We start from the raw sequence: 20,058 nt of genomic DNA, 5'->3' as shown, positions 1-20,058 counted from the left end.
AGAGACGATGGCGCGCAAGGGGAGAGGACGTGCGAGTTCGCAGTTACCGGTTGGAAGAGGCTCAGCAGACATCGCTTGGGGGGCGGCTGTGGAAGGTTCTGGACGAGAGTTCCGGACGCGTCCTGGAATTGCGCGCGGCACATACTGCGGATGCGCCCGCGGGTATGTTGCAGATGTACCGCCGACAGGCACAGGGGGCGGCGGGCATCTTCCACTCGGGGGTCGCTCCGCTCTATGACTTCGGAGAAGTGACCCTGGAGGAGGCAGGTGCCTGCCAGGGCGCTTTGTTGGCCGGAGATGCGTTCTGGGTGAGCGCGCCGATGGAGGGGGGCGTACCTCTGCTGGCGAGCATGGCGAGGTTGGAGTGGCCGCAGTTTCGCGCGGTGTTGCTGCGTGTGCTCGAGGCGCTGGCTTTCGGGCACGCTCGCGGGGTGGTGCATCGGCGCTTGAGTCCGGAGTTGATCTCGGTTCGGCTGAGCGCGGAGGATGAGGTCGAGGCAGTGCAGCTCTTGGAGTTCGGGCTGCTTCCACCGCGTCGCCTCGATGGTGAAAACAGCGTGATATCGGCCTATCAGGCGCCGGAGGTCGTGGAGGGGCGCTGGCGAGAGCAGGGGGGCTGGAGTGATCTCTACAGCGTGGGAGTGATCGCGTTTCAGTGGCTCTACGGGCGTCTTCCCGATGAGGAGCGTGGACGGCCCAGTCGGGGGGAGCAGCATCATTTCGTGCCCTCTGGATTTGCCAGCTGGGTGCTGAGCTGTATGGACGAGTCGCCCATCGATCGTTTTCGCTATGCGGCGGATGCCCGTCAATTGCTCAGCGCGCTGGATGTGCACTTCTGGGGGCCGACAGGGGACACGGTGCGGCGAGATCTGGGGTGGCGTCGCGATGAGGTTGTGGACCTGGGGGAGTTTCGAGAGCTCTGGCGCTCCGACGAACTCTATCGTTTCCGGGAGGTACCGCTGGTCGGGCGGGAAGACGCGCGGGATGCGCTCTGGGAGAGGTTGGGCGAGGTTCATCAGGATGGACGCTCGCAGGTGATGGTGCTTCGAGGCCCATCTGGAGCGGGGAAGACACGGCTGATGGCGTGGCTTGCCCGCAGGGCTCATGAGCTGGGGCTGGCCGAGGTGATGCGGGCGACGCATAGTCCGGTGGTAAGCTCGGCCGATGGGCTTTCGCGAATGTTTTCGCGCTATTTTCGGGCCACGGGACTCTCCAATGAGGGGGCCGAACGCCGTGTGTTTGAAGAGCTTAGCGGACGAGGGCTGGAGGAGGCGCAGGCGCAGGCGGCTGCCGAGGCGTTGGCCGGCTGGATGTTGCCCTGGGGTGAGCGATCGCGGCTTCCGGCCGGTGGGGGCAACCGTGGCGCGGCCACGCAGCTGGCGCTGGGGGAGCTGGGCCGAGAACGGCCTCTTTTGATCTGTGTGGAGGATGGCCAGTGGGCCAGTGAGACGCTCGACTGGGTGGAGCGGGTGCTGGAGTCTCCGCTGCGGGTCTCGGTGATGGTGGTGATCACGGTCAACGATGAGGCGCTGGTCGATCGTCCGATTGAGATGGTGCAGATCGATCAGCTCCTGGAGCGCGATGAGGTAGAGGAGCTTGTGGTGCCGCCGCTGGCGCTCTCGGAGGAGCTGGCGTTTATCTCGATGCTCGCGCCGCTGGAGGAGGAGCTGGCCTACGATCTGGCGCAGCGCGCCGGCGGCAATCCCATGTTTATTGTGCGGATGTTGATGCGATGGGTGCATGAGGGGCTGCTCGTGGCATCGGAGCGCTACCCGGATCAGCTCACGCTTAAAGCAGGCGCGAGGGCCACGCTGCCCGAGGGAATGCTGGAGGCGTGGGACGAGGCGATTGAGCAACTCATCGCCCAGTTTGATGCAAATGTTCGCGACGACGCGCGCCGGGCTATGGAGTGCGCTGCCGCGCTGGGTCTGACAGTGATGCACGAGGAGTGGCTGGAGGTGTGCGAACGCTGCGAGGTGTCGGTGCCCGAGCCGCTCGTTCAGGCGTTGCTCGCTAACCGTCTGGTGTCGGAGCATTACGAGGAGCGCTCCTTTGAGTTTGTGCATCCGATGTTGAGGGAGGCGTTGGCGCGGGAGGCGCGAGTCGAGGGGCGCTATGCTGCGATTCATCGCGCGTGCGCCGAGGTTGTGAAGGGGCGGGCGCGGGAAGATGATGTGACCACGGCGGAGCGTCTGGGAATGCATCTTTTTGAAGCGGGCCAGAACGATGTGGCCATGGAGCATCTCCTGCGAGGCTGTCAGTTGGCCGGAAATCTGGGGGAGTCCCGTCGCGCGCTGGGGTTGATCGCGCGCTATGAGCAGGCCTGCGATCGCCTGGGCATTGAGGAGCGCGATGTGCGCCGGCTGCGCGGGATGCTACGGCAGAGCTGGTCCTTGCAGGGCGCCGGGCAGATGGAGGCCGCTGAGCCGGTAGTGGCGCGCGCCCGACTACTGCTGCGGCCTGAAGACGAAGATGAACTCCTGGTGCCCATACTCTGGCTGGAGTCGTCGCTTGCCTTTGCACGTGGCGATTTTGAAGGTGCTGAGCGCATCCTTCTTCAGGCCCGAGAGGCCTGCCAGGGGGAGGCCAGGCGTGGCTCATTAGCCGGGACGATGCTTCGCCTCGCCAGTGCGTGGACGGAGCGAGGAGAGCGGCACAAGGCCGTCGATGGCTATGCCCAGGCGCGGAATATCTGGCGCGAACTCGGGGATAAGGGAGGGCAGGCGGCGGCCACCGTGGGACTTGCGACGGCTTATCTTGAGGTCGGAGAGCCGGAGCGGGCGAGCGCGCTGATGGAAGAGATTCGTGAGGATGCCGGGCTCTTTGAGCGTGTTTCACCCGGGAGCTTTTTTAATACCTACGGGGAGATCTTCCGGGAGCAGCGGCGGTGGGAGGAGGCTGAGGCGATGTACCGCGAGGCGATCTCCTTCTGGGGAGATGTGATGGCGGCTGAGGTCAATATCGCGCACTCGAATCTGGGAATGATGATGGTCTCACAGCAGCGATTCTCGGAGGCGATGGTCTTGTTGAACGAAGCCGAGGGGGCGTGGAGCCGGGCAGGCATGGTGCGCGAGCAGATCTATACGCTCTCGGGGTTGCTTGCTTGCCTGGCGTCTTGCGGAAATTGGGCGGCCTGGCGTGGGTACGCATCGGCTGTTGAGGGCTATGTGCGCGCCAACGGGATGCGGGCCTCCGACCTGCGCGAGATGTTTGAGGTCAACCTGGCGGTCGCTCGAGAGAGTGGCGATGCCGACATTATCGCCATCTCCGAGACGTTGTTGCGGACGCAGATGGAGACTGAACGCGATGCGCAGGCGGTGGAGGGATAAGCGTCGCATCGGGGGCTGTGCGCATGATCAGGGCGAGTGCGAGTTAGGATGCCCCCAGCAAAGGGTCACCCCGTCCGGCCGCTGGGCGCAGAGACGATGGTGCGCTTTGACGAGGTTGACGAAAGGGCCTTGAGGCGGGGAGAGGGCGTTGTCCTGTGCAGCGCCCCAGCAGTAGACCTCGCCGGAGTTTCGCAGGGCGCACGCGTGGTGATCGGTGGTGATCAGCTGGCGAAAGGTGCCCTGCGGAGAGGTCATCGGACCTTGAGGGTGGGTGCCAGCGCAGCGCACACGTGAGTTGGCGGTAAGCGCGCAGGAGAAGCGCTCACCGAGCGCCAGATCCACGTAGACGTCGGCGGGAAGCGCGAGTTGGTGGTGGGATCGATCGCCCACACAATGCACGGAGCCGGTGATGTCGAGCGCACAGATGTGGTCGGCGCCGGCGGCGATGGTGGCGATAGGCGTGGAGGTCGGGGGTTCGGTGACGCCGGGGCCGGTGCAGCTGAGTCGGGCCTGGTGATCGAGGGCGCAGCTGGTGTCGCCAGCGACGATGAGTGTGGGCGTGGGCGAGGGGAAGAGAAGCTGCGGTGAGAGGGGGGCAAAGGGGTTGTGCGTTGCGAATGCCTCGGCGGAGGCAGGCTCGTAATAGGGGTGTTGGGCTTGTGCTGAGGGTATCAGGCCGAGGGCAAGCAGCGTCACCGAGCTGAGGACGAACGAAGCTGTCATGAACGCGCGCTGGCGCAGGTTCGAGCGTACAGGGTATGCGTTCGCCATGGACACCTCCGCAGTTGGGGGCCACCATTAGACCGGGATGTATGAAATCTAAGAACCAGCGCCCTTTGAGCGATGTGCTCCCGGCGTTGGGTGCGAGTGAGGAGCGTTTATGAAGATGATTCTGCGTGTCATGAGTGTGCTGGTTCTGAGTGTGGGGCTGGGGGCGTGTACCGACGATCCGGTGGACCCGACCCCTCTCGATGCAGGTTGTGGCGAAGCCTGTGTGGACGGGGGCGACGCTGCGGTGGACGAGGATACCGGGAGGGATCCGGGAGTCGGTGGTCAGGACACCGATCTGGATGCGGAGGACGTGTCGGTTGAGGATGCCGACGCTCAAGAGGATGCCGGTGATACGTCCGCAGATGCGGACGATGGGGGAGAGGACGTCGACGATGCGACCGAAACCCCGGACGCTGAAGAGGATGGAGGCGATGCGTCCGACGGTGAGGATGACGCCGGAGGTGGGGATGATGCCGGGGTCGATCCGAATGCAGGGCGTCCGCTGGGGCAGTGCAACGTGACTGCAGATTGCCCCGGCGGTGGGCCCGGAGGGCCTTCGTGCACGCGTACCGCTCCGGGCGGCATCTGCGCGGGATGCAGTGAGTTCGCCGGGTGTGAGGCGAGCTATGACTGCAACTTTGGCTCGTGTGTGGCGTCGTGCTCCGAAGATGTGGACTGCCAACCCGGAATGCACTGCTCGCGCGGGAGCTGCGTGATTCAGCGCTGCCAGGGCGGCATTTGCCCCGATCCGATGTTTGGTTGCAGTGAATCCGGGTTCTGCACCCGCGTGAGCTGCGATGATCCGGGAGATTGTCCGCAGCGGACGACCTGTGAGGGTGGGATCTGCATTGAAGATCGGCAGCTGAATTTGTGAGGCGCGACGCGCTGACTCCGGCGCCCGGGAGGGCGCCGGAGGGTGGATTCAGGCTTTTTGCCCAAAATGCACGTCGGTAGTTGCCAGGTAGGCCTCTTCTTCGGGCGTGGAGGTGCGGCTGAGCAGGGCATTGCGGTGCGGGAATCGCCCGAACTGCGCAATGATGTCGCGGTGCTGGACCGCGTAGTCCAAAAAGCCCTGGAAGAGCTCGACCTGGCCGTCGGGGGCCTGGTGGGTGAGGTTCTCCATCAGGGTGACGCAGCGCTCCTGGAGCTCCAGGGATTCGGCGTGCTCCAGCGGAAGGTAGAAGAAGGAGCGCGCAATGGGAGAGAGGGCGGTGTCGTGGCCGAGTTCAATGGCGTCCAGCGCGTATCTAAGGGCCAGTGCGTCTGCCGAGAAGGCCTGGCCGGTGCCGCGGTAGATGTTGCGGGTGAACTGGTCAAGGAGCAGCACCAGGGCCAGGCGGCTGTCGGCACGCTCAAGCCAGCTCTGAAGGCCGCCGTCGCGGGCGTCTTCGACGAGCGCGCCGAAACGCTCGGTGATCTCGCGGTCGACCGCATCGCCGCCGCCAAACCAGAGACGAAACTGCTCCTGGGGGAAGTTGCCGTCTTCCAGGGCGGAGGTTGTGCCGAACCAGTATTCGAGTACGTCTTGATACGAAGTCATCGGTTGCCTTTATATCCTGGGTGTTAAACGTCTGGGCGGAGTTTGTGCCCGGGCCAATGGCGATGCTAGATAGGAAGGGCTGTGGCCCCGGATTTTGCAGACGTTACGTACATGATAAGGAGTGGCAAGTGAACGTGAAGACCCGATGGATGATGCTGGCGCTTGTGGTTGGACTTGCGGCGTGCTCGTCGAACGAGCCGAAGAGCGATGAGATGCCGGTCGAAGAGGAAGTAGCCACCGAAGCCGAAGCAACGGAGGCTGATTCGGAGGCGGCGCCGTCGATGTCGGTGGAGGCCAAACTGGAGGCGGCGGCTGAAGGTACGCATCGCTCCGAAGAGAATCGTGCGCGAAATGAAGCGCGTCATCCGGTGGAGACGTTGCTCTTTTTCGGTCTGAGCGATGATATGACAGTGGTGGAGTTGTGGCCTGGCGGTGGCTGGTACAGCGAGATTCTCGCGCCGGTGCTCGCCGAGAAGGGTCGCTTTGTTGCGGGAAATATGTACGACAATCCCGAAGACTCGGAACACTACTACAGCCGCATCGCTCGTAATTTTGAGGCGTGGGTCGGGGAGAACACCGAGACGCTGGGTGAGGTCGAAGTGGGAACTTTCTGGCCGCCGAGTATCGTGGAGGTTGGCGGTCCGGAGAGTGCGGATATGGTCGTGACCTTCCGCAGCATGCACGGCTGGTACAGAAACGGGATTCTTGAGGATGTGCTGGCAGCTACCCACGAGACGCTCAAGCCGGGCGGGATCTTCGGCGTGGTGCAGCATCGTGCGGCCGAGGGTAGCGATCCTGCCGTCACCGCGCCTAAGGGGTATCTGCCGGAGGACTTTGTGATCGCGACGGTGGAGGCCGCGGGCTTTGAGCTTGTGGATAGCTCCGAGATCAACGCCAACCCCAACGACACCCGCGATTACGAAGATGGCGTGTGGGCGCTGCCGCCCTCGCTGCGTGGTGGCGAAGAGAGCGCTGCACAGTTTGAGGCCATTGGCGAGAGCGATCGCATGACCCTGAAGTTTGTGAAAGTGGCCGCTGAATAAGGCGGAGAATGCTGCCGCCCCCCGAAGCAACATCTGAGGGCATCAGGCAGCTATCCGACCTGGCAGGTATTTCGAGAGCCCGCTCCCCGTTGAGGGGAGGCGGGCTCTCGTTGTTTCAGGGCCGGGAGCGTGCGGGTGTATCAGGTGCTACGTTTGCGGCACAGAGCCATGCCGTCGCCGATGGGCACCACGCTTAAGTCGATGCGTTCATCGCTGTGGATCTTCTCGTTGAGCGCGCGGATGGCGGTTGTGTCGGGGTCGTGCACCGACGAGTCGGCGACCTTTCCACCCCAGAGTACGTTGTCGACGGCGACCAGCCCCCCGGGCCGGACCAGCTTGAGGGCGGCTTCGTAGTAGTGATCCAGCGGCTCTTTGTCGGCGTCGATGAAGATGAAATCGAAGGTGTTCTGGGCGTCGCGCTGAAGGAGGCGCTCCAGGGTCTCACGCGCGGGCTCGACGTGCAGCTCAATGCGCTTCATCAGGCCGGCGTCCTCCCAGCAGTGGCGCGCCTGGGAGGCCCATTTCTCGTTGACCTCGCAGGCGACCAGGCAGCCGTCTTCGGGAAGAGCGCTGGCCAGCCAGAGGCCGCTGTAGCCGGTGAAGCTCCCAATCTCAAGGGCACGGCGTGCTCCCATGACCTGAAGGAGCATATGCAGAAATTGGCCCTGTTCCGGGGCGATCTGCATGCTGCCCATGGGCAGCTCCGAGGTGTCATGGCGGCAGCGCTTAAAGCGGCTGGGCTCGCGCATCGAGAAGTGGCGCAGGTAGGAGAGGATGTTGTCGTCGAGGAAGATCGTAGACGTGCTCATGAGTCGACTCCCGGGGTGAAGTGATGACGATACAACATCACAAAAGGTTCACACCGGAAGAGGTCGGGGCAAGCCCGATCAGGCTATGAGCAGGTCAGCGCGAGCGGGCGGCGTGGACCAGAGTATGGCCGGTACGGGAGTCGCGCTGGAAGACCAGGGTCAGTCCCAGGTTGTCGGGACCGGTGTAGCGGCGCGTGTGGCCGGTCTCGGGAAGCTCGAAGAAGTCGGAGGCGCGGGCGATGGCGTCGCCCTCGTCGGCCAGCGACCAACCGCGGGAAGGAAGCGCCTGATCGTAGAAATGAATCAGCGTGTCGGCAGAGGCCGGCGAGATAAAGGTAAGGTCGACCTGGTGGGCACCGGGGTTCTCGTCGGCAAAGCGGGTCAGACGTGTGCAGCCCGGGCAGGCTGGCACGAGCTCGTCGAAGGCCTGATGATCGGCACTGTTTCCGGGGACCATACGGCTGTAGTCAAAGGCCTCGTCACTCCAGGATGCGACGACTTCGGTGTGCCGACGGTCGGGGTCGCGAGAGATCTCGATGTAGCGGTGTGCCCGAAAGAGCTCGTGGGGGTTGTCGGTGCCCAGATAGTCGTCGCGCAGCGCGTCAGGGGAGTCGGCGCGGTTTTTTGTGAGCACGCCGGCCAGGGCGATGTGATTGGCCGAGATCGCGATGGGGCTCAGCCCACCTTGCAGGGCGTTGAGAAGGCGCGCTTCTTCATCGGCGGGAGAGAGCGCCGTGAAGGTGTCCTGGTTGATGCCCTGGCGGACGAACTCTTCCTGGTAGTCCAGAAGAAGCTCCTGCGGGGTCTTCAACGAGGTTGTGGTCGAGAAGTAGACGGTGTTGCCGTTGAGGTCGTAGCGGCGAGGTTCGGGATGGCCGAGTTTGTCCAGGGCGCTGTTAAAGCGCTCGGTGTTGGAGCGCTTAAAGGGGCTGAGCCAGGCGGTGTCGGCATGGGAGGTTGCCACCTCGCCCTGAGGAGTGAACACGCCTACGCCCCAGGCGATGGCGACGACGCTGAGCGCGCAGCCGGTGATCTTGAGGGAGTTCCAGATCGTGCGATGGATGGAGCCAGGGGAAGTTGCCATCTCGTCCTCGCCAGGTCGGTTGGTGGACCTTAAGATGTAGGAGAGTGTAGTTACAAAGATCGCTGCGTGCAATGGCGCGGGGTGTGTCGAATCGTTGCGCTAAGAGAGGTTTGGGATGCGAGCCTGGCAGATCGAAGGGGCGTTTGGGCTGGATCGGTTGAGGATGGTGGACACGCCCTCGGAGCCGGTGCTGCGGGGGCAGGTACGACTGGCGATGCGGGCGGTCGGGCTTAATTATCGAGATTTGATGATGGTGCAGGGGCACTACAACCCGCGCCAGCCCCTGCCGCTGACGCCGTGTTCCGACGGGGTGGGAGAGGTTGTAGAGGTCGGAGAAGATGTCGATGCGCGGTGGCTGGGACGGCGAGTTTCGCCGATCTTTGCACAGGGTTGGCGGAGCGGAGAGCCAACCCGGGAGAAGTTGCGTACCACCCTGGGCGGGCCCCTGCAGGGCACGTTGCGTGAGGAGGTGGTCTGCGATGTGGGCGGCGTGGTGGAGGTGCCCGATTATTTGAGCGATGCGGAGGCGGCGACGTTGGGGTGTGCCGGCGTCACGGCCTGGCACGCGGTGGTCGAACAAGGGGCCGTGCGCGCAGGCGATGTGGTGCTTTGCCTCGGGACGGGGGGCGTGTCGGTGTTTGCGATGCAGTTCGCGCGCATGATGGGGGCAGAGGTGATCATGACCTCCAGCAGTGACGCGAAGCTCGAGAGGGTGAAGGAGTTGGGGGCGACACGGGTGCTCAACTACCGCGAGACGCCGGCGTGGGGGCGCGCGGTGAAAGAGATGACGGAGGGGCGCGGTGTGGACGTGGTTGTGGAAGTGGGCGGGGCGGGGACGCTTCAGGAGTCGGTAGACGCGGTGAGGGTAGGCGGAACGATCGCGTTGATTGGTGTTCTTGCCGGCGGGATGCAGAAGGTCAACGTGGTGCCGATCCTGATGCAGAACATTCGGGTGCAGGGAGTGATTGTGGGCGATGGCGAGATGTTTGAAAGGATGAATCGGGCGCTTGCACAGCATGGGCTGCGACCGGTCATCGACCGTGTGGTGGGATTTGAAGACGCGGTGGAGGCCTTTGAGGTGATGAAGGGCGGGCGGCATCTTGGAAAGGTCTGCGTGGCTATTAAGGGGTGAGCGTCGGCCCGGATGCCCGGGCCAACGCTCAGAGTGGCCAGTACCAGGGGATGACGAAGGCCGCGACCACCAGAAAGAGAAGGGAGAGGGGGATGCCCACGCGCACGAAGTCCATGTAGCGGTAGCCTCCGGCGCTGTAGACCATCACGTTGGTATGGTAGCCGACCGGGGAGGCGAAGCTGGCTGAAGCGCCGAAGACGATGGCGAAGACAAAGGGGCGGGGATCGACGCCGAGGCTGATCGCGGCGCTGACGGCCACGGGAGTAATGAGGACAGCGGTGGCCTGATTGGAGATAATGGCCGTCATGGCCATGGTGACCAGGAAGAAGGTGGTGAGGATGACGCGGGGGCCGAAGTCACCGACGAGCGCCAGAGTGGCGTTGGCGAGCATGGTCACACCCCCTGTTTTTTCCAGGGCGATGCCCAGGGGAATGAGTCCGCCGAGCAGGAAGATCACCTGCCAGTCGATGGCCTCGTAGGCCTCTTCGATGGAGATGACGCCGATGAGCACCACAAGCACGGCGGCGGCGCTGGCCAGGGTGACGATGGGGGCTACTCCGAAGGCGGCCAACAGAATGACGGCCAGTAATGCTGCGATGACCGGGAGGGTAAAGGCGTGCTTGAACTCCCAGAGGCCGATCTCGGAGACGACGATGAAGTCGGGGCTGTCCTGGAGGAGGGGGACCTGGCCGGGCATGGCCTGAATGAGCAGTACGTCGCCGCCCTGGATGGGGACGTCGAGGAGTTGATCGACGACGGTATCGGCTGAGCGCCGCAAGGCGAGCACCCGGGCGGGGTGGTAGCGGGCAAAACCCGACTCGCCGAGGCTGCGCCCGACGACGGCGGCGTCCGGGGCGATGACGACCTCAATGAGTTCCATGGGTTGATGATCGTCGGGCTCGGGTTGGGGATCGGCCAGGGAGGTGACACCGACGGTATCCAGCAAGTCGCGCACCACGGTGGCCGGCGCGGAGATGCGCAGGATGTCGCCGGGTTTCAGGGGGCGATCGTCGGGATCGTCGAGCATCTCGTCGTCGCGAATCATGGCCAGGAGGGTGGCCTCGGTGCCGCCTAAGATGATGTTTGGGGTCTTGCCGATGTCGGGATAATCGGGGGCGAAGCGCAATTCGGTGAGGTAGGGCTGGGTCTCGGAGTCGCTGCGGCGGTAGTCGGGGTTGTCGCGGTCGGGGAGGATGGCGTCACCTACGGTGAGCATGTAGCCGGTGCCCGCGATCAGGAAGAGCAGCCCGACCAGGGTCATCTCAAACATGTTCATCGCCGGCTGGTTGAGATCGGTGAGCAGCCCGCTAATGAGAATGTTGGTGGAGGTGCCTACGAGCGTGCAGGTGCCCCCGAAAATCGCGGCGAAGGAGAGGGGCATCATGATCTTGGAGGGGTTGATGCCGTTGGCTCGGGAGACGCCCAGGAGCACCGGTAGCATGATCGCGACCACCGCCACGTTGTTGATAAAGGCCGACATCGCGGCCACGCCCAGCATCATCGCGGCGGTGGCCAGGCGAGCATCGTAGGCGTAGAGGCGCCCCAGGTGGGTTGCGATGTGTTTGAGCGAGCCGGTGCGATGGAGGGCACGGCTGAGGACAAACATCGCGGCGATGGTGACGGTGGCCTCGTTGCTAAAGCCGCTCAAGCCTTCGGCCGGCGTGAGGATGCCGGTGGGAAGTAGCGCGGCCATGGTGAGCAGGGCGACGAGATCGACGCGCATGCGTTCGGTGACAAAGAGCACCAATGCGACCAGTGTTAATAAGAAGACAAAACTCAGCTCAAAGCTCATAGGTTTGCCGCCCACCGTGGAAGAGGCCGCAGGGAGGTCCCCTGGTTGTGCTCCAGAACGAAGAAAAGGTGGGCGCAGCGCCCGGCGTATCAAGGTGGGTTGTGAGGGGCGATGGGGTGAGGCAGGTTGAATAAGAATGGTGAACATTGAGCGTGGCAACGCTAAGGAGGATGGGATGGTTTCGACGGCGCGAGAGTTTGATGTGGTGGTGTTCGGTGCCACGGGATTTACCGGACGTCTTGTAGCGCGATATCTGGCGCAGCACGGCGGGGATCGCCGCTGGGCGGTGGCCGGGCGCAATGAGGCGAAGTTGCACGCGCTGCTCGCTGAGCTGGGCGAGCTTGCCTCCGGGGGCGCCGCGCCGAGTGTTGTGGCGGCCGACGTGGGTGATGAGGGGAGTTTGAAGGCGATGGCGGCGCGCACCCGTGTGGTGTGCACGACGGTGGGGCCCTATGCGTTGTATGGCGAGGCGGTGGTGCGGGCGTGTGTGGAGGAGGGGGCGGACTATTGCGATTTGACCGGTGAGATGGACTGGGTGGCGGAGATGATCGAGCGCTACCACGAGGCCGCCCGGAGCGCGGGGGTGCGTATTGTGCATAGTTGCGGGTTTGACTCGATTCCCAGCGATCTTGGGGTGTTACGTTTGCAGCAGGAGGCGAAGCGGCAGTGGGCAGAGCCTGCAGGTCTGGCGAAGTTCTATCTGTGGGATGCCCGGGGAGGATTTTCGGGAGGGACGGTGGCGAGTGCGGCGGAGACAGTGGAGCGGGCTTCACGGGATGCGAAGGTGCGTGAGCGTCTGGCCGATCCCTATGCGCTCTATCCGGCCGGGGAGGCGCCGGGGGCGGATGGAGGCCCGCAGGATGGGGCACGATTTGATCGGGCGATCGGCGCGTGGACGGGGCCTTTTATGATGGCACGGGTCAACGAGAAGGTCGTCCGGCGCAGCAACGCTCTTCGGGGGTTTGAGTACGGTCGTGACTTTCGTTACGGCGAAGTCGTCAAGCTGGGACGCGGGGTTGGCGGGGCGGTGGGGGCATGGTCGATGGCGTTGGGGCTGGGCGGGTTGGTGGCGGGGCTTGCGCTGGGACCGACGCGGGCGTTACTTCGCCGCTTTGTGTTGCCGGCGGCCGGTGAGGGGCCCTCGGAGAAGACGATGGAAGAGGGGCGCTTCTGTGTAAAAGTCTTCGGCTGGAAGGATGAGAGGGCGATGAAGGCGGGGGATGCGCCGCTTGTTGTGCGCGTGGAGGCCGACAAAGACCCGGGCTACGGGGCGACGGCGTTGATGTTGAGTGAGTCGGCGATGCTTCTGGCGGATGGGGAAGACGCCCTCGGTGATGGTGTGGTCCGGGGAGGAGTCTTGACCACTGCGGCGGCCATGGGGTCCGCGTTGATCGACCGCCTGGAGCTGGCGGGCATGGTGTTTGAGGCGGAGTGATGCCAACACGGGGGGCTGATGCGACACCGCAAGGGGGGGGCGACGACTTGACCCGTGCGCTCAGGGCGGCTCGTCGGGGGGAAGCGGGGCCTGTGCAGCAAGCGGTCTGCGGGGTGATAGAGGCGCGTTCCAGGAGATGATCGTGCTGCTCTTGATTATGTTTGATTCTATCTTATTATGTGTGGACCAGGTGGTCTAACTGTGTGGTTTGAACGCTAGGTCGAAGTGCTGGTAAGACGATTGCGGCGCGCCGGTCGGGAGTGCGGAGCCGTTGGGATAAGAGCAGGAGTGATGAGCGTGGTCAGGACGCGTTTTGAGAAACTGGATGGGGAGCGCCAGGAGGAGATCCTGGAGGCGGCCGGTGAGGAGTTTGCCGAGCGCGGCTATGAGTCAGCGTCGGTTAATCAGATCATCCGGCGGGCAAAGATCAGTAAGGGCTCGTTGTATTACTACTTTGAGGACAAAGCGGATCTTTTCGCGACGGTGTTTACGCGGGCAAGCGAGCGATTTTTAAGTCGGCTGGGTGGGTTTGATGTCGATGCGCTGACCGAGGAGACGTTCTGGTCGGAGATCGAGCGGATGGGGCGCCTGGGGTTGGAGGCGCTGCGTCGGGATACCTGGTACGTGCGGCTGGTGCGCTCTCTGAAATCGGGTGGGGCTGGAGGGATTTCGGAGAAGGCGGCGGCGAAGGTTCAGGCGTGGGGGGAGCGCCATACCGAGCGGGTGTTGGAGCGTGGGCGAGAGCTGGGGCTGGTGCGCGAGGATGTACCGCTGGAGTGGCTTGTGACGATGACGATGGCCATGGGAGAGGCGTCGGATCGATGGATGCTTGAGCATATCGATGCGATGGAAGGGGGCGATGTCGAGGTGTTTTTGATGCGGGCGCTCGACGCGTACCGGCGTCTCTGGAGTCCCGCTCAGCGTGGGTCGTGGGATGTGGAAGCTAAGGAGGAGAGGCGATGAGGAAGCGGGGCTCTGGATGGAGAGGTGCAGTGGTGCTGGGGCTGGTCGTGGCGGTGACGCCGCTTGTGAGCGACGCGCAGTCGCCCGAGCCGGGCAGCGTGGCGAGTGTCAGGGGAGAGGCGAATGCGCCGGAGCAGGCGTTGCCGGAGCTGAGCGATGTTCTGGAGCGGCTTGATCGGCTCTATATGGCGTCAAGCTCAAGGGGACGGTTGAAGATGACGGTCGTCAACGAGCGGGGCTCCCGGGAGTTGGAGATCGAGCAGTGGAGCCGGGGGCGAGATGAAGCGCTGATGGTGATTCGCTCGCCGGCCAGGGAGGCTGGCACAGCGACATTGCGCTCGGAGGAAGGGCTCTGGAATTACGCGCCGCGTGCCGACCGCCTGATCCGCGTGCCGACCGGGATGTTGAGTGAGGCGTGGATGGGAAGTCATTTCTCCAACGACGATCTGATGCGCGAGACGAGCCTGGAGAGGGACTATCATGCCGCGCTGCGCTGGGCGGAGCTCGATGGGGAGCGGGTTGTGCAGGTGGAGCTTCGTCCCCGAGAGGGGGCGCCGGTGGTCTGGGAGAAGGTGCTCTACGAGGTCAGCGCAGAGGATGGACTTCCGCACCGCGCGCGCTTCTATTCAGGCGGGGCGGTGGAGCGAACCATGAACTTCTCGGGGGTGCGCGAGCTTGGTGGTCGGCGCTTGCCCGCGGTGGTGACAGTGCTGCCGGCGAAGCCCGGGGAATACACGCGGATGGAGTATGTGGAGATGGCCTTTGATGTGCCTGTGGAGGCTTCGACCTTTACGCGCCAGGGCTTGCGACGCGTGGCGAGGACGCGATGATTGTGCGCCTGGCACTTCGAAATCTATTGCGCAACCGTTGGCGCAGCGTGCTGACCTCGGGAGGGGTGGCGCTGGCGGTAGCGATGATGATCTGGACGGTGAGTTTTCTCGACGGGTGGATGGGGGCCATGGTGCGGGGGAGCACAGCGTTGGATTCGTTGCAGGTTCAGATTGAGCGCTCAGACTACGTGGAGGAGCCGGCGATCTACCGTTCTTTTGAGATGACGCCGCAGGGGCTTGAGCGGCTGGGAGGTGAGGCGGGGGTTGAGGCGGTGAGCGCCCGCGTACGCCTCTTCGGGCTTCTGGGCGATGAGCAGCGCTCGCAGGTGGCGCAGATTCTCGGTGTGGATCCGCAGCTTGAAGCCCGGGCCACGCCGGTGGAAGAGGCGGTGGTCCAGGGACGCTGGTTGGCCGATGAGGATCCGGTCGAGGGGCTCGGGGAGGTGGTGCTCGGCGATCGCCTGGCGCGCCAGCTTGAGGCCCAGGTGGGTGATGAGCTGGTGGTCTTTCTGGAGGCTGCCGACGGCTCGCTTGGAAACGATGTCTTTGAGGTCGTCGGAGTGGTGCGTACCGGCACCTCGATCATCGATCGGCAGGCGGCGTATGTGCATCTGGAGCGGGCGCGCTACCTGGGGGCGCTTGAGGGGCAGGTGCACCAGGTTGTGATCGGGGCTGCCGATCTCTCGAAGGCGCCAGCGCTTGCTCAGCGGCTCTCGCCGGTGATCGAAGAGCTCGTCAGTGAGCAGGAGATGGCGGTGCGGCCCTGGCAGGAGGTTTTGCCAAGCATCGCCGAGCTCGTGGAACTGACCGGGAGCAGCAACGCGGTGATGTATCTGATCATCTATCTGGTGGCGAGTCTGGGCATTATGAACACCCAGCGGATGAGCGCGCTGGAGCGTCGCAGAGAGTTCGGGGTGTTGATGGCGATCGGGGTCAGCCCGCGGCGCCTCTTCTGGATCGTGGTGCTGGAAACGATGGTGCTCGGGGTGATGGGGGCGTTGCTTGGTGTGGTGCTCGGGGCCAGTTTGAGCCTCTATCACGCCAGTGCTGGCCTGGATCTGTCGATCTTCTCGCCACAGACCTCCTTTAGTTACATGGGGGTCTCGTTTGATGAGCGCATCTACACGACGGTGGGATGGCGCACGGTTGTCGAGCCGGCGGTGGTGATGGTTGTGGTGAGTCTGTTGTGCGGGCTGTGGCCGGCCACGCAGAGCGCGCGGGTGGAGATCGCACCGGCGATCTCAGGGAGGAGCTGAGGATGTGGAAGATCGCCTGGCGCAATCTGTGGAGGAATCGCACGAGGACGGTGATCATTGCCTCGGCGATTGCGTTCTCGTTCGGACTGATGTTGATCTCCATGGGGATCAGCGCGGATAGCTACGCGCGGATGGAGGAGAAGGCCCGGGAGGCCACCGGGGGAAGTGTGCTGGTGCACGGAGCCGGCTGGTGGGAGGGGCAGGGGAGCGATGTGGTGGTGGCCGATCCCGGGCCGGTGATGGTGCGCGCGGAGGGGTTGCCCGAGGTTAAAGCTGTGATGCCGCGGGTGATCATCAACGGCTTGCTCTCCAGCGCCCGTGGCAATGAGGCGGTGCGTTTGAGCGGGGTGGTGCTGGAGCGGGAGCAGCCTCTGGCTGACCTGCGGGATGACCTGGTGGAGGGGGCGTTTTTCTCACGTGAGTACGACGCGCCGGTGGTGATCAGCGAGGGGCTGGCGAATCGCCTAAATGTCTCGGTGGGCGATAAGGTGGTGCTGACGGCGTCGCGGGTTGATGGGGAGGTGACGCGCGCACTTTTCTATGTCAGCGGACTTCTCAGAAGCGGCATGGCCGGGGAGGCCGACCTGCAGGCGTATGCGCCGCTGGAGGTTGCGCAGGAGGCGGTGGGAATGGGGGATGCGCTGACGCAGGTCGGGGTGCTGGTGAGCGAGGTGGAGGCTCAGGATGAGGTGATCGCGGCGTTGCAGCAGGTCGAGGGGGCGCAGGCGTTGGAGGTGTTGAGCTGGGAGCAGGCGGTCCCGGAGATGAGTGGCCTCCTGGAGTTCGATGCGGCGGTCAACGGGATCTACTTTGTGGTGATCTTCTTGATCGTGCTCTTCGCGATCGCCAACACCTTTTTGATGGCAGTGATGGAGCGGGTTCGGGAGTACGGCCTGCTCAGCGCGTTGGGTGTGGGCCCGGGGCAGGTCGGGTGGTTGGTGATCTGGGAGGCGCTTTATCTGGCGTTGGTCGGCATGTTTGCGGGCTTTGTTCTGGGCATTGCGGGGCACCTGACGATCGCTCAGGTGGGGATCGACATGGCGGCGATGGGTGTGGGGGATATGGAGATGGCGGGCATTGCGATGAATGATCTCGTGGTGCGCAGCCATCTGGAGCCGGGGCGTTGGCTTCTGGCATCGGCGATGGTGTTGGCCGTGGTGATGATCAGCGCGGTGTATCCGGCGGTGCGGGCGATGCGCCTGGCACCGTCGCAGGCGATGAGGTTCTACGAATGAGTGAATCAGCTGGCGAGAGCGCATCCTTGATCGAGGTGAAGGACCTGGAGCGCATCTACCACCAGGGTGAGGTGGAGGTGCGGGCGCTGCGGGGCATCAACCTGAAGGTGGAGGCCGGAGAGTTTACGTCTCTGGCCGGACCATCGGGCTCGGGAAAGACGACGCTGCTCAATATGATCGGTTGCCTCGATGATCCGAGTTCTGGCGAGGTGCGCATTGAGGGGGAGCGCGTCAGCGGAATGAGCCGCTCTCAGGCAGCGGAGTATCGGCTGGGGCATATTGGCTTTGTATTTCAGGCCTACAACCTCATTCCGGTGCTCACCGCCTGGGAAAACGCCGAGTTTGTGCTTCTGATGCAGGGGGTGAGTAAGGAGGAGCGTCACGCCATCCTCGACCCGCTTTTTGAGCGCGTGGGGCTGGCGGATTACAAAGATCGCAAACCCCATGAGATGAGCGGCGGGCAGCAGCAGCGGGTGGCGGTGGTGCGCGCACTGGGAAGTCGGCCTCGGCTTGTGCTGGCGGATGAGCCCACGGCGAACCTGGACAGCGCGACGAGCGCGTCTTTGCTCGACCTGATGCAGGAGCTCAACAAGGAGCGGGGCGTGACCTTTGTATTTTCGACGCACGACGAGATGGTCATCGAACGCGCGCGGCGCGTTATTCGGCTCGACAGCGGTCGGGTGGTGGCGGATGAGCGGGACGAGGGCGCATAAGTGTCGATGCAGGGGCCTTCGTGCCATCGGGCGGAGTGCATCCGTTTGCCTGTGGCGAGGAGAGGGCCCGGGGGAACCGAGGGCGGGTTTGAGGAGGTCGGCGATGGACGGGCGAGGTCGGGATCAGCAGGGGCGAGATGACGATGGGCAGAGGCGGGCCCGGGCGGGGATTCTGGCGCTGCTATGTGCGATGGCGGTGCTTCTCCCCGGGAGCGATGCGCATGCGTGGGAGCTCCTGAAGGGGGAGGGCTACGGGCTGAATCTTGGTGGCTATGTCCAGAGTGCCGGCGGGGTGGTGCGACCGGGGATTGAGGGGGATGCAACCTACGGAGGTTTGCACGGACAGGCGCTTCGACTGCAATGGCGCGCAAGCCTGGGGGGGGCGTTGATGGTGGAGTTTGATCAACGTCTTCTGTCCCGGGTGGTCTCCGGGGCGTTGCTGGAAGAGGGGGGAAGTTACGGGCTGGGAAGCAGCGTGACGCCGGCGCGCAGTGTGGACTGGGAGTGGAATCTGATCGATGAGCCCGGTGTGCGCCTGACCCATGACGTGGACCGGCTGGTGCTGCGCTACTTTGCGTCCTGGGGCGAAGTTGTGGTGGGACGCCAGGCGATCACCTGGGGAAACTCGATTCTTTTTCCGGTGGCCGATGTCTGGGCGCAGTTCAGTCCGCTGGAGCTCGATCAGACCGAGAAGCCCGGCGTCGATGCGGCACGGGTGCTCCTCTACCCGGGCGCCGGGGTGGAGCTTGATATGGTGATCTCGGACCGGGGGGGCTGGGAGGACGCATCCTTCGGTCTGCGCGCATCGCGGACCATTGGCGATGCGGATGTGTCGGTGGGGGGAGGGCGTTTCTGGAAACGGGCGGCGCTCTTGCTCGGAGTGAGCTACGACTTCTCGGAGTGGAAGGCCAGGGCGCAGGGGTATGTGCCGCTGGAGCGTGATGAGCGCACCGGGTTTCGACCCCGGGTGACGCTCGGAGCGGATGTGTTGCGGCGCAGCTGGGTGGTGGGGGCGGAGTACCACTATAATGGCACGGGGGTCAGCGAGGCGGAACGCTATCTGGAGCCCGCAGTTCAGGAGGCTCTGGCCCGGGGGGAGTCGTACTATCTGGGGCAGCACTACGTCGGCGCCATCGTGGGCTATCAGGGCGAGGGGAGGCTGCAGGCGAATGTGACCGCCCAGGTGAACGTGCTCGATGGTAGTGTGCTTGTGGGCCCCTCGCTCTTCTATGCGCTCTCGGACCACTCGGATGTGAGCTTCGGGGCATTTGAGGGGATCGGAGAGCGGGTGAGTCTGTTGCCTCAGCCTGAGATTGGCAGTGAGTTCGGGGCCTACGGCGGGTTTTATTACCTGCAGTTTCGGGGGTTCTTTTAGTGCGAAACACGCGGAAGGCTCGCGTCTCGTGGTGGCCAGGAGGGGCAGCGATCGCTGGAGGGGACCGAAGCGCTACGTTTCGGGCAGGCAAGCGAAGCGACGTTCCATCCACGCGGTGGGAGGCGATTGGGGCTCGCAACCGGGGAGGCTGCGCGTAGATTTTTTAGAGGTTGCGACCGCCGGTGTGTCGGGGCGTAGCGTGGGAGGTTTGCATCGGCGTGCGCGTCGGGTGCCAGAGGCGCGGTCGGGCCGGAGGGTTGTGCCACCGTGGCGAGGCGGTGGTGGTCGCAACCGGTGATGGATTTGAGACAACCAGAACCTGGGGGAGACATGTTCGAGTTGGACAATCCGAAGGGTGGCAACTTTGTGATCTTACGCGTCGACGGTCGTGTTCAGGGGGAGGACTACGATCGCGTGATCCCGCGTCTGAAACGCTATTTTGGGGAGCACGGCCAGCTCAATATGCTGGTGGTCGTGGAGTCGACCGAGGGGCTCGATGCGTCGAGCGTGTGGGAGGAACTCGGACTAACTCAGCGCGAGCTGGCCTCGGTGATGCGTTTTGGCGTGGTGGGCGATGCGCGCGAAGACGCCTGGATAGGCCAGATGAGTGCGCCACTGATGCACACCGAGGTGCGTTATTTTGATGTGGGGGAGGAGGAGTCGGCCGAGCGCTGGGTTCGAGGCGGACGGGCTGCCGCGTCACCGGGGGCGCAGGTCTAAAAAGCCCGGCATGCTCCCGAATCTGGCGAGG

Annotated in this window: 17 protein-coding genes; 12 read left to right on the top strand and 5 right to left on the bottom strand. The window is 64.1% G+C overall.

Annotated features, from left to right (window positions below):
* Nucleotides 1–29: 29 nt before the first annotated feature.
* Nucleotides 30–3,329: an ATP-binding protein gene (locus tag EA187_RS09880; protein WP_127780160.1), complete on the top strand. Its 3,300-nt coding sequence runs from the start codon at nucleotides 30–32 to the stop codon at nucleotides 3,327–3,329.
* Nucleotides 3,330–3,356: 27 nt separating this feature from the next.
* On the opposite strand, the gene EA187_RS09875 is transcribed toward EA187_RS09880, so the two are convergent.
* Nucleotides 3,357–4,100: an RCC1 domain-containing protein gene (locus EA187_RS09875; RefSeq protein ID WP_127780159.1), complete on the bottom strand. Its 744-nt coding sequence runs from the start codon at nucleotides 4,098–4,100 to the stop codon at nucleotides 3,357–3,359.
* A gap of 109 nt (nucleotides 4,101–4,209) precedes the next feature.
* Here EA187_RS09875 and EA187_RS09870 point away from each other — a divergent pair, with 109 nt between their 5' ends.
* Nucleotides 4,210–4,974 (top strand): hypothetical protein, encoded by a 765-nt coding sequence (locus tag EA187_RS09870; RefSeq protein ID WP_127780158.1) that lies wholly within the window; start codon nucleotides 4,210–4,212, stop codon nucleotides 4,972–4,974.
* Between the two features lie 48 nt (nucleotides 4,975–5,022).
* Here EA187_RS09870 and EA187_RS09865 read toward each other — a convergent pair whose 3' ends face one another.
* Nucleotides 5,023–5,640, bottom strand: coding sequence for a DUF924 family protein (locus tag EA187_RS09865; RefSeq protein ID WP_127780157.1), 618 nt, complete (start codon nucleotides 5,638–5,640; stop codon nucleotides 5,023–5,025).
* Nucleotides 5,641–5,768: 128 nt separating this feature from the next.
* Here EA187_RS09865 and EA187_RS09860 point away from each other — a divergent pair, with 128 nt between their 5' ends.
* Complete coding sequence (locus EA187_RS09860) at nucleotides 5,769–6,683, top strand: class I SAM-dependent methyltransferase (RefSeq protein ID WP_206524242.1); 915 nt, start codon at nucleotides 5,769–5,771, stop codon at nucleotides 6,681–6,683.
* 140 nt (nucleotides 6,684–6,823) lie between these two features.
* Here the strand turns inward: EA187_RS09860 and EA187_RS09855 are convergent, their stop codons facing one another.
* The gene (locus tag EA187_RS09855; RefSeq protein WP_115603850.1) at nucleotides 6,824–7,492 is read right to left on the bottom strand and encodes an O-methyltransferase; all 669 of its coding nucleotides are present in this window, start codon (nucleotides 7,490–7,492) and stop codon (nucleotides 6,824–6,826) included.
* A gap of 94 nt (nucleotides 7,493–7,586) precedes the next feature.
* Nucleotides 7,587–8,576, bottom strand: coding sequence for a hypothetical protein (locus EA187_RS09850; protein ID WP_127780156.1), 990 nt, complete (start codon nucleotides 8,574–8,576; stop codon nucleotides 7,587–7,589).
* Between the two features lie 115 nt (nucleotides 8,577–8,691).
* Here EA187_RS09850 and EA187_RS09845 point away from each other — a divergent pair, with 115 nt between their 5' ends.
* A complete protein-coding gene (locus tag EA187_RS09845) occupies nucleotides 8,692–9,708 on the top strand; it encodes a zinc-dependent alcohol dehydrogenase family protein (RefSeq protein WP_127780155.1) in 1,017 nt (338 codons plus the stop codon).
* Between the two features lie 28 nt (nucleotides 9,709–9,736).
* On the opposite strand, the gene EA187_RS09840 is transcribed toward EA187_RS09845, so the two are convergent.
* A complete protein-coding gene (locus EA187_RS09840; protein ID WP_164856172.1) occupies nucleotides 9,737–11,500 on the bottom strand; it encodes an SLC13 family permease in 1,764 nt (587 codons plus the stop codon).
* Nucleotides 11,501–11,675: 175 nt separating this feature from the next.
* On the opposite strand from EA187_RS09840, the gene EA187_RS09835 reads away from it, so the two are divergent.
* From EA187_RS09835 to EA187_RS09800, 8 genes are all read left to right on the top strand, one after another.
* Nucleotides 11,676–12,935: a saccharopine dehydrogenase family protein gene (locus EA187_RS09835; RefSeq protein WP_127780153.1), complete on the top strand. Its 1,260-nt coding sequence runs from the start codon at nucleotides 11,676–11,678 to the stop codon at nucleotides 12,933–12,935.
* Between the two features lie 291 nt (nucleotides 12,936–13,226).
* Nucleotides 13,227–13,898, top strand: a complete 672-nt coding sequence (locus tag EA187_RS09830; protein ID WP_127780152.1) for a TetR/AcrR family transcriptional regulator — start codon at nucleotides 13,227–13,229, stop codon at nucleotides 13,896–13,898.
* Nucleotides 13,895–14,728, top strand: coding sequence for an outer membrane lipoprotein-sorting protein (locus EA187_RS09825; RefSeq protein ID WP_127780151.1), 834 nt, complete (start codon nucleotides 13,895–13,897; stop codon nucleotides 14,726–14,728). Before EA187_RS09830 ends, EA187_RS09825 begins: the two co-directional genes overlap by 4 nt.
* The gene (locus EA187_RS09820; RefSeq protein WP_127780150.1) at nucleotides 14,725–15,984 is read left to right on the top strand and encodes an ABC transporter permease; all 1,260 of its coding nucleotides are present in this window, start codon (nucleotides 14,725–14,727) and stop codon (nucleotides 15,982–15,984) included. The genes EA187_RS09825 and EA187_RS09820 overlap by 4 nt, the downstream gene beginning before the upstream one ends.
* A 2-nt stretch (nucleotides 15,985–15,986) precedes the next feature.
* Nucleotides 15,987–17,219, top strand: a complete 1,233-nt coding sequence (locus EA187_RS09815) for an ABC transporter permease (protein WP_127780149.1) — start codon at nucleotides 15,987–15,989, stop codon at nucleotides 17,217–17,219.
* Nucleotides 17,216–17,932, top strand: a complete 717-nt coding sequence (locus EA187_RS09810; RefSeq protein ID WP_115603866.1) for an ABC transporter ATP-binding protein — start codon at nucleotides 17,216–17,218, stop codon at nucleotides 17,930–17,932. Before EA187_RS09815 ends, EA187_RS09810 begins: the two co-directional genes overlap by 4 nt.
* Nucleotides 17,933–18,035: 103 nt before the next feature.
* The gene (locus EA187_RS09805) at nucleotides 18,036–19,307 is read left to right on the top strand and encodes a hypothetical protein (RefSeq protein WP_127780148.1); all 1,272 of its coding nucleotides are present in this window, start codon (nucleotides 18,036–18,038) and stop codon (nucleotides 19,305–19,307) included.
* Between the two features lie 330 nt (nucleotides 19,308–19,637).
* Entirely contained in the window at nucleotides 19,638–20,027 is a 390-nt protein-coding gene (locus tag EA187_RS09800; protein ID WP_164856171.1) for a SpoIIAA family protein, read from the top strand.
* Nucleotides 20,028–20,058: the final 31 nt, after the last annotated feature.

The organism is Lujinxingia sediminis, from assembly GCF_004005565.1.
Taxonomy (GTDB): domain Bacteria; phylum Myxococcota_A; class Bradymonadia; order Bradymonadales; family Bradymonadaceae; genus Lujinxingia; species Lujinxingia sediminis.
The sequence above is the reverse complement of the archived record's forward strand: the minus strand, read 5'-3'. Positions and strand labels throughout refer to the sequence as shown.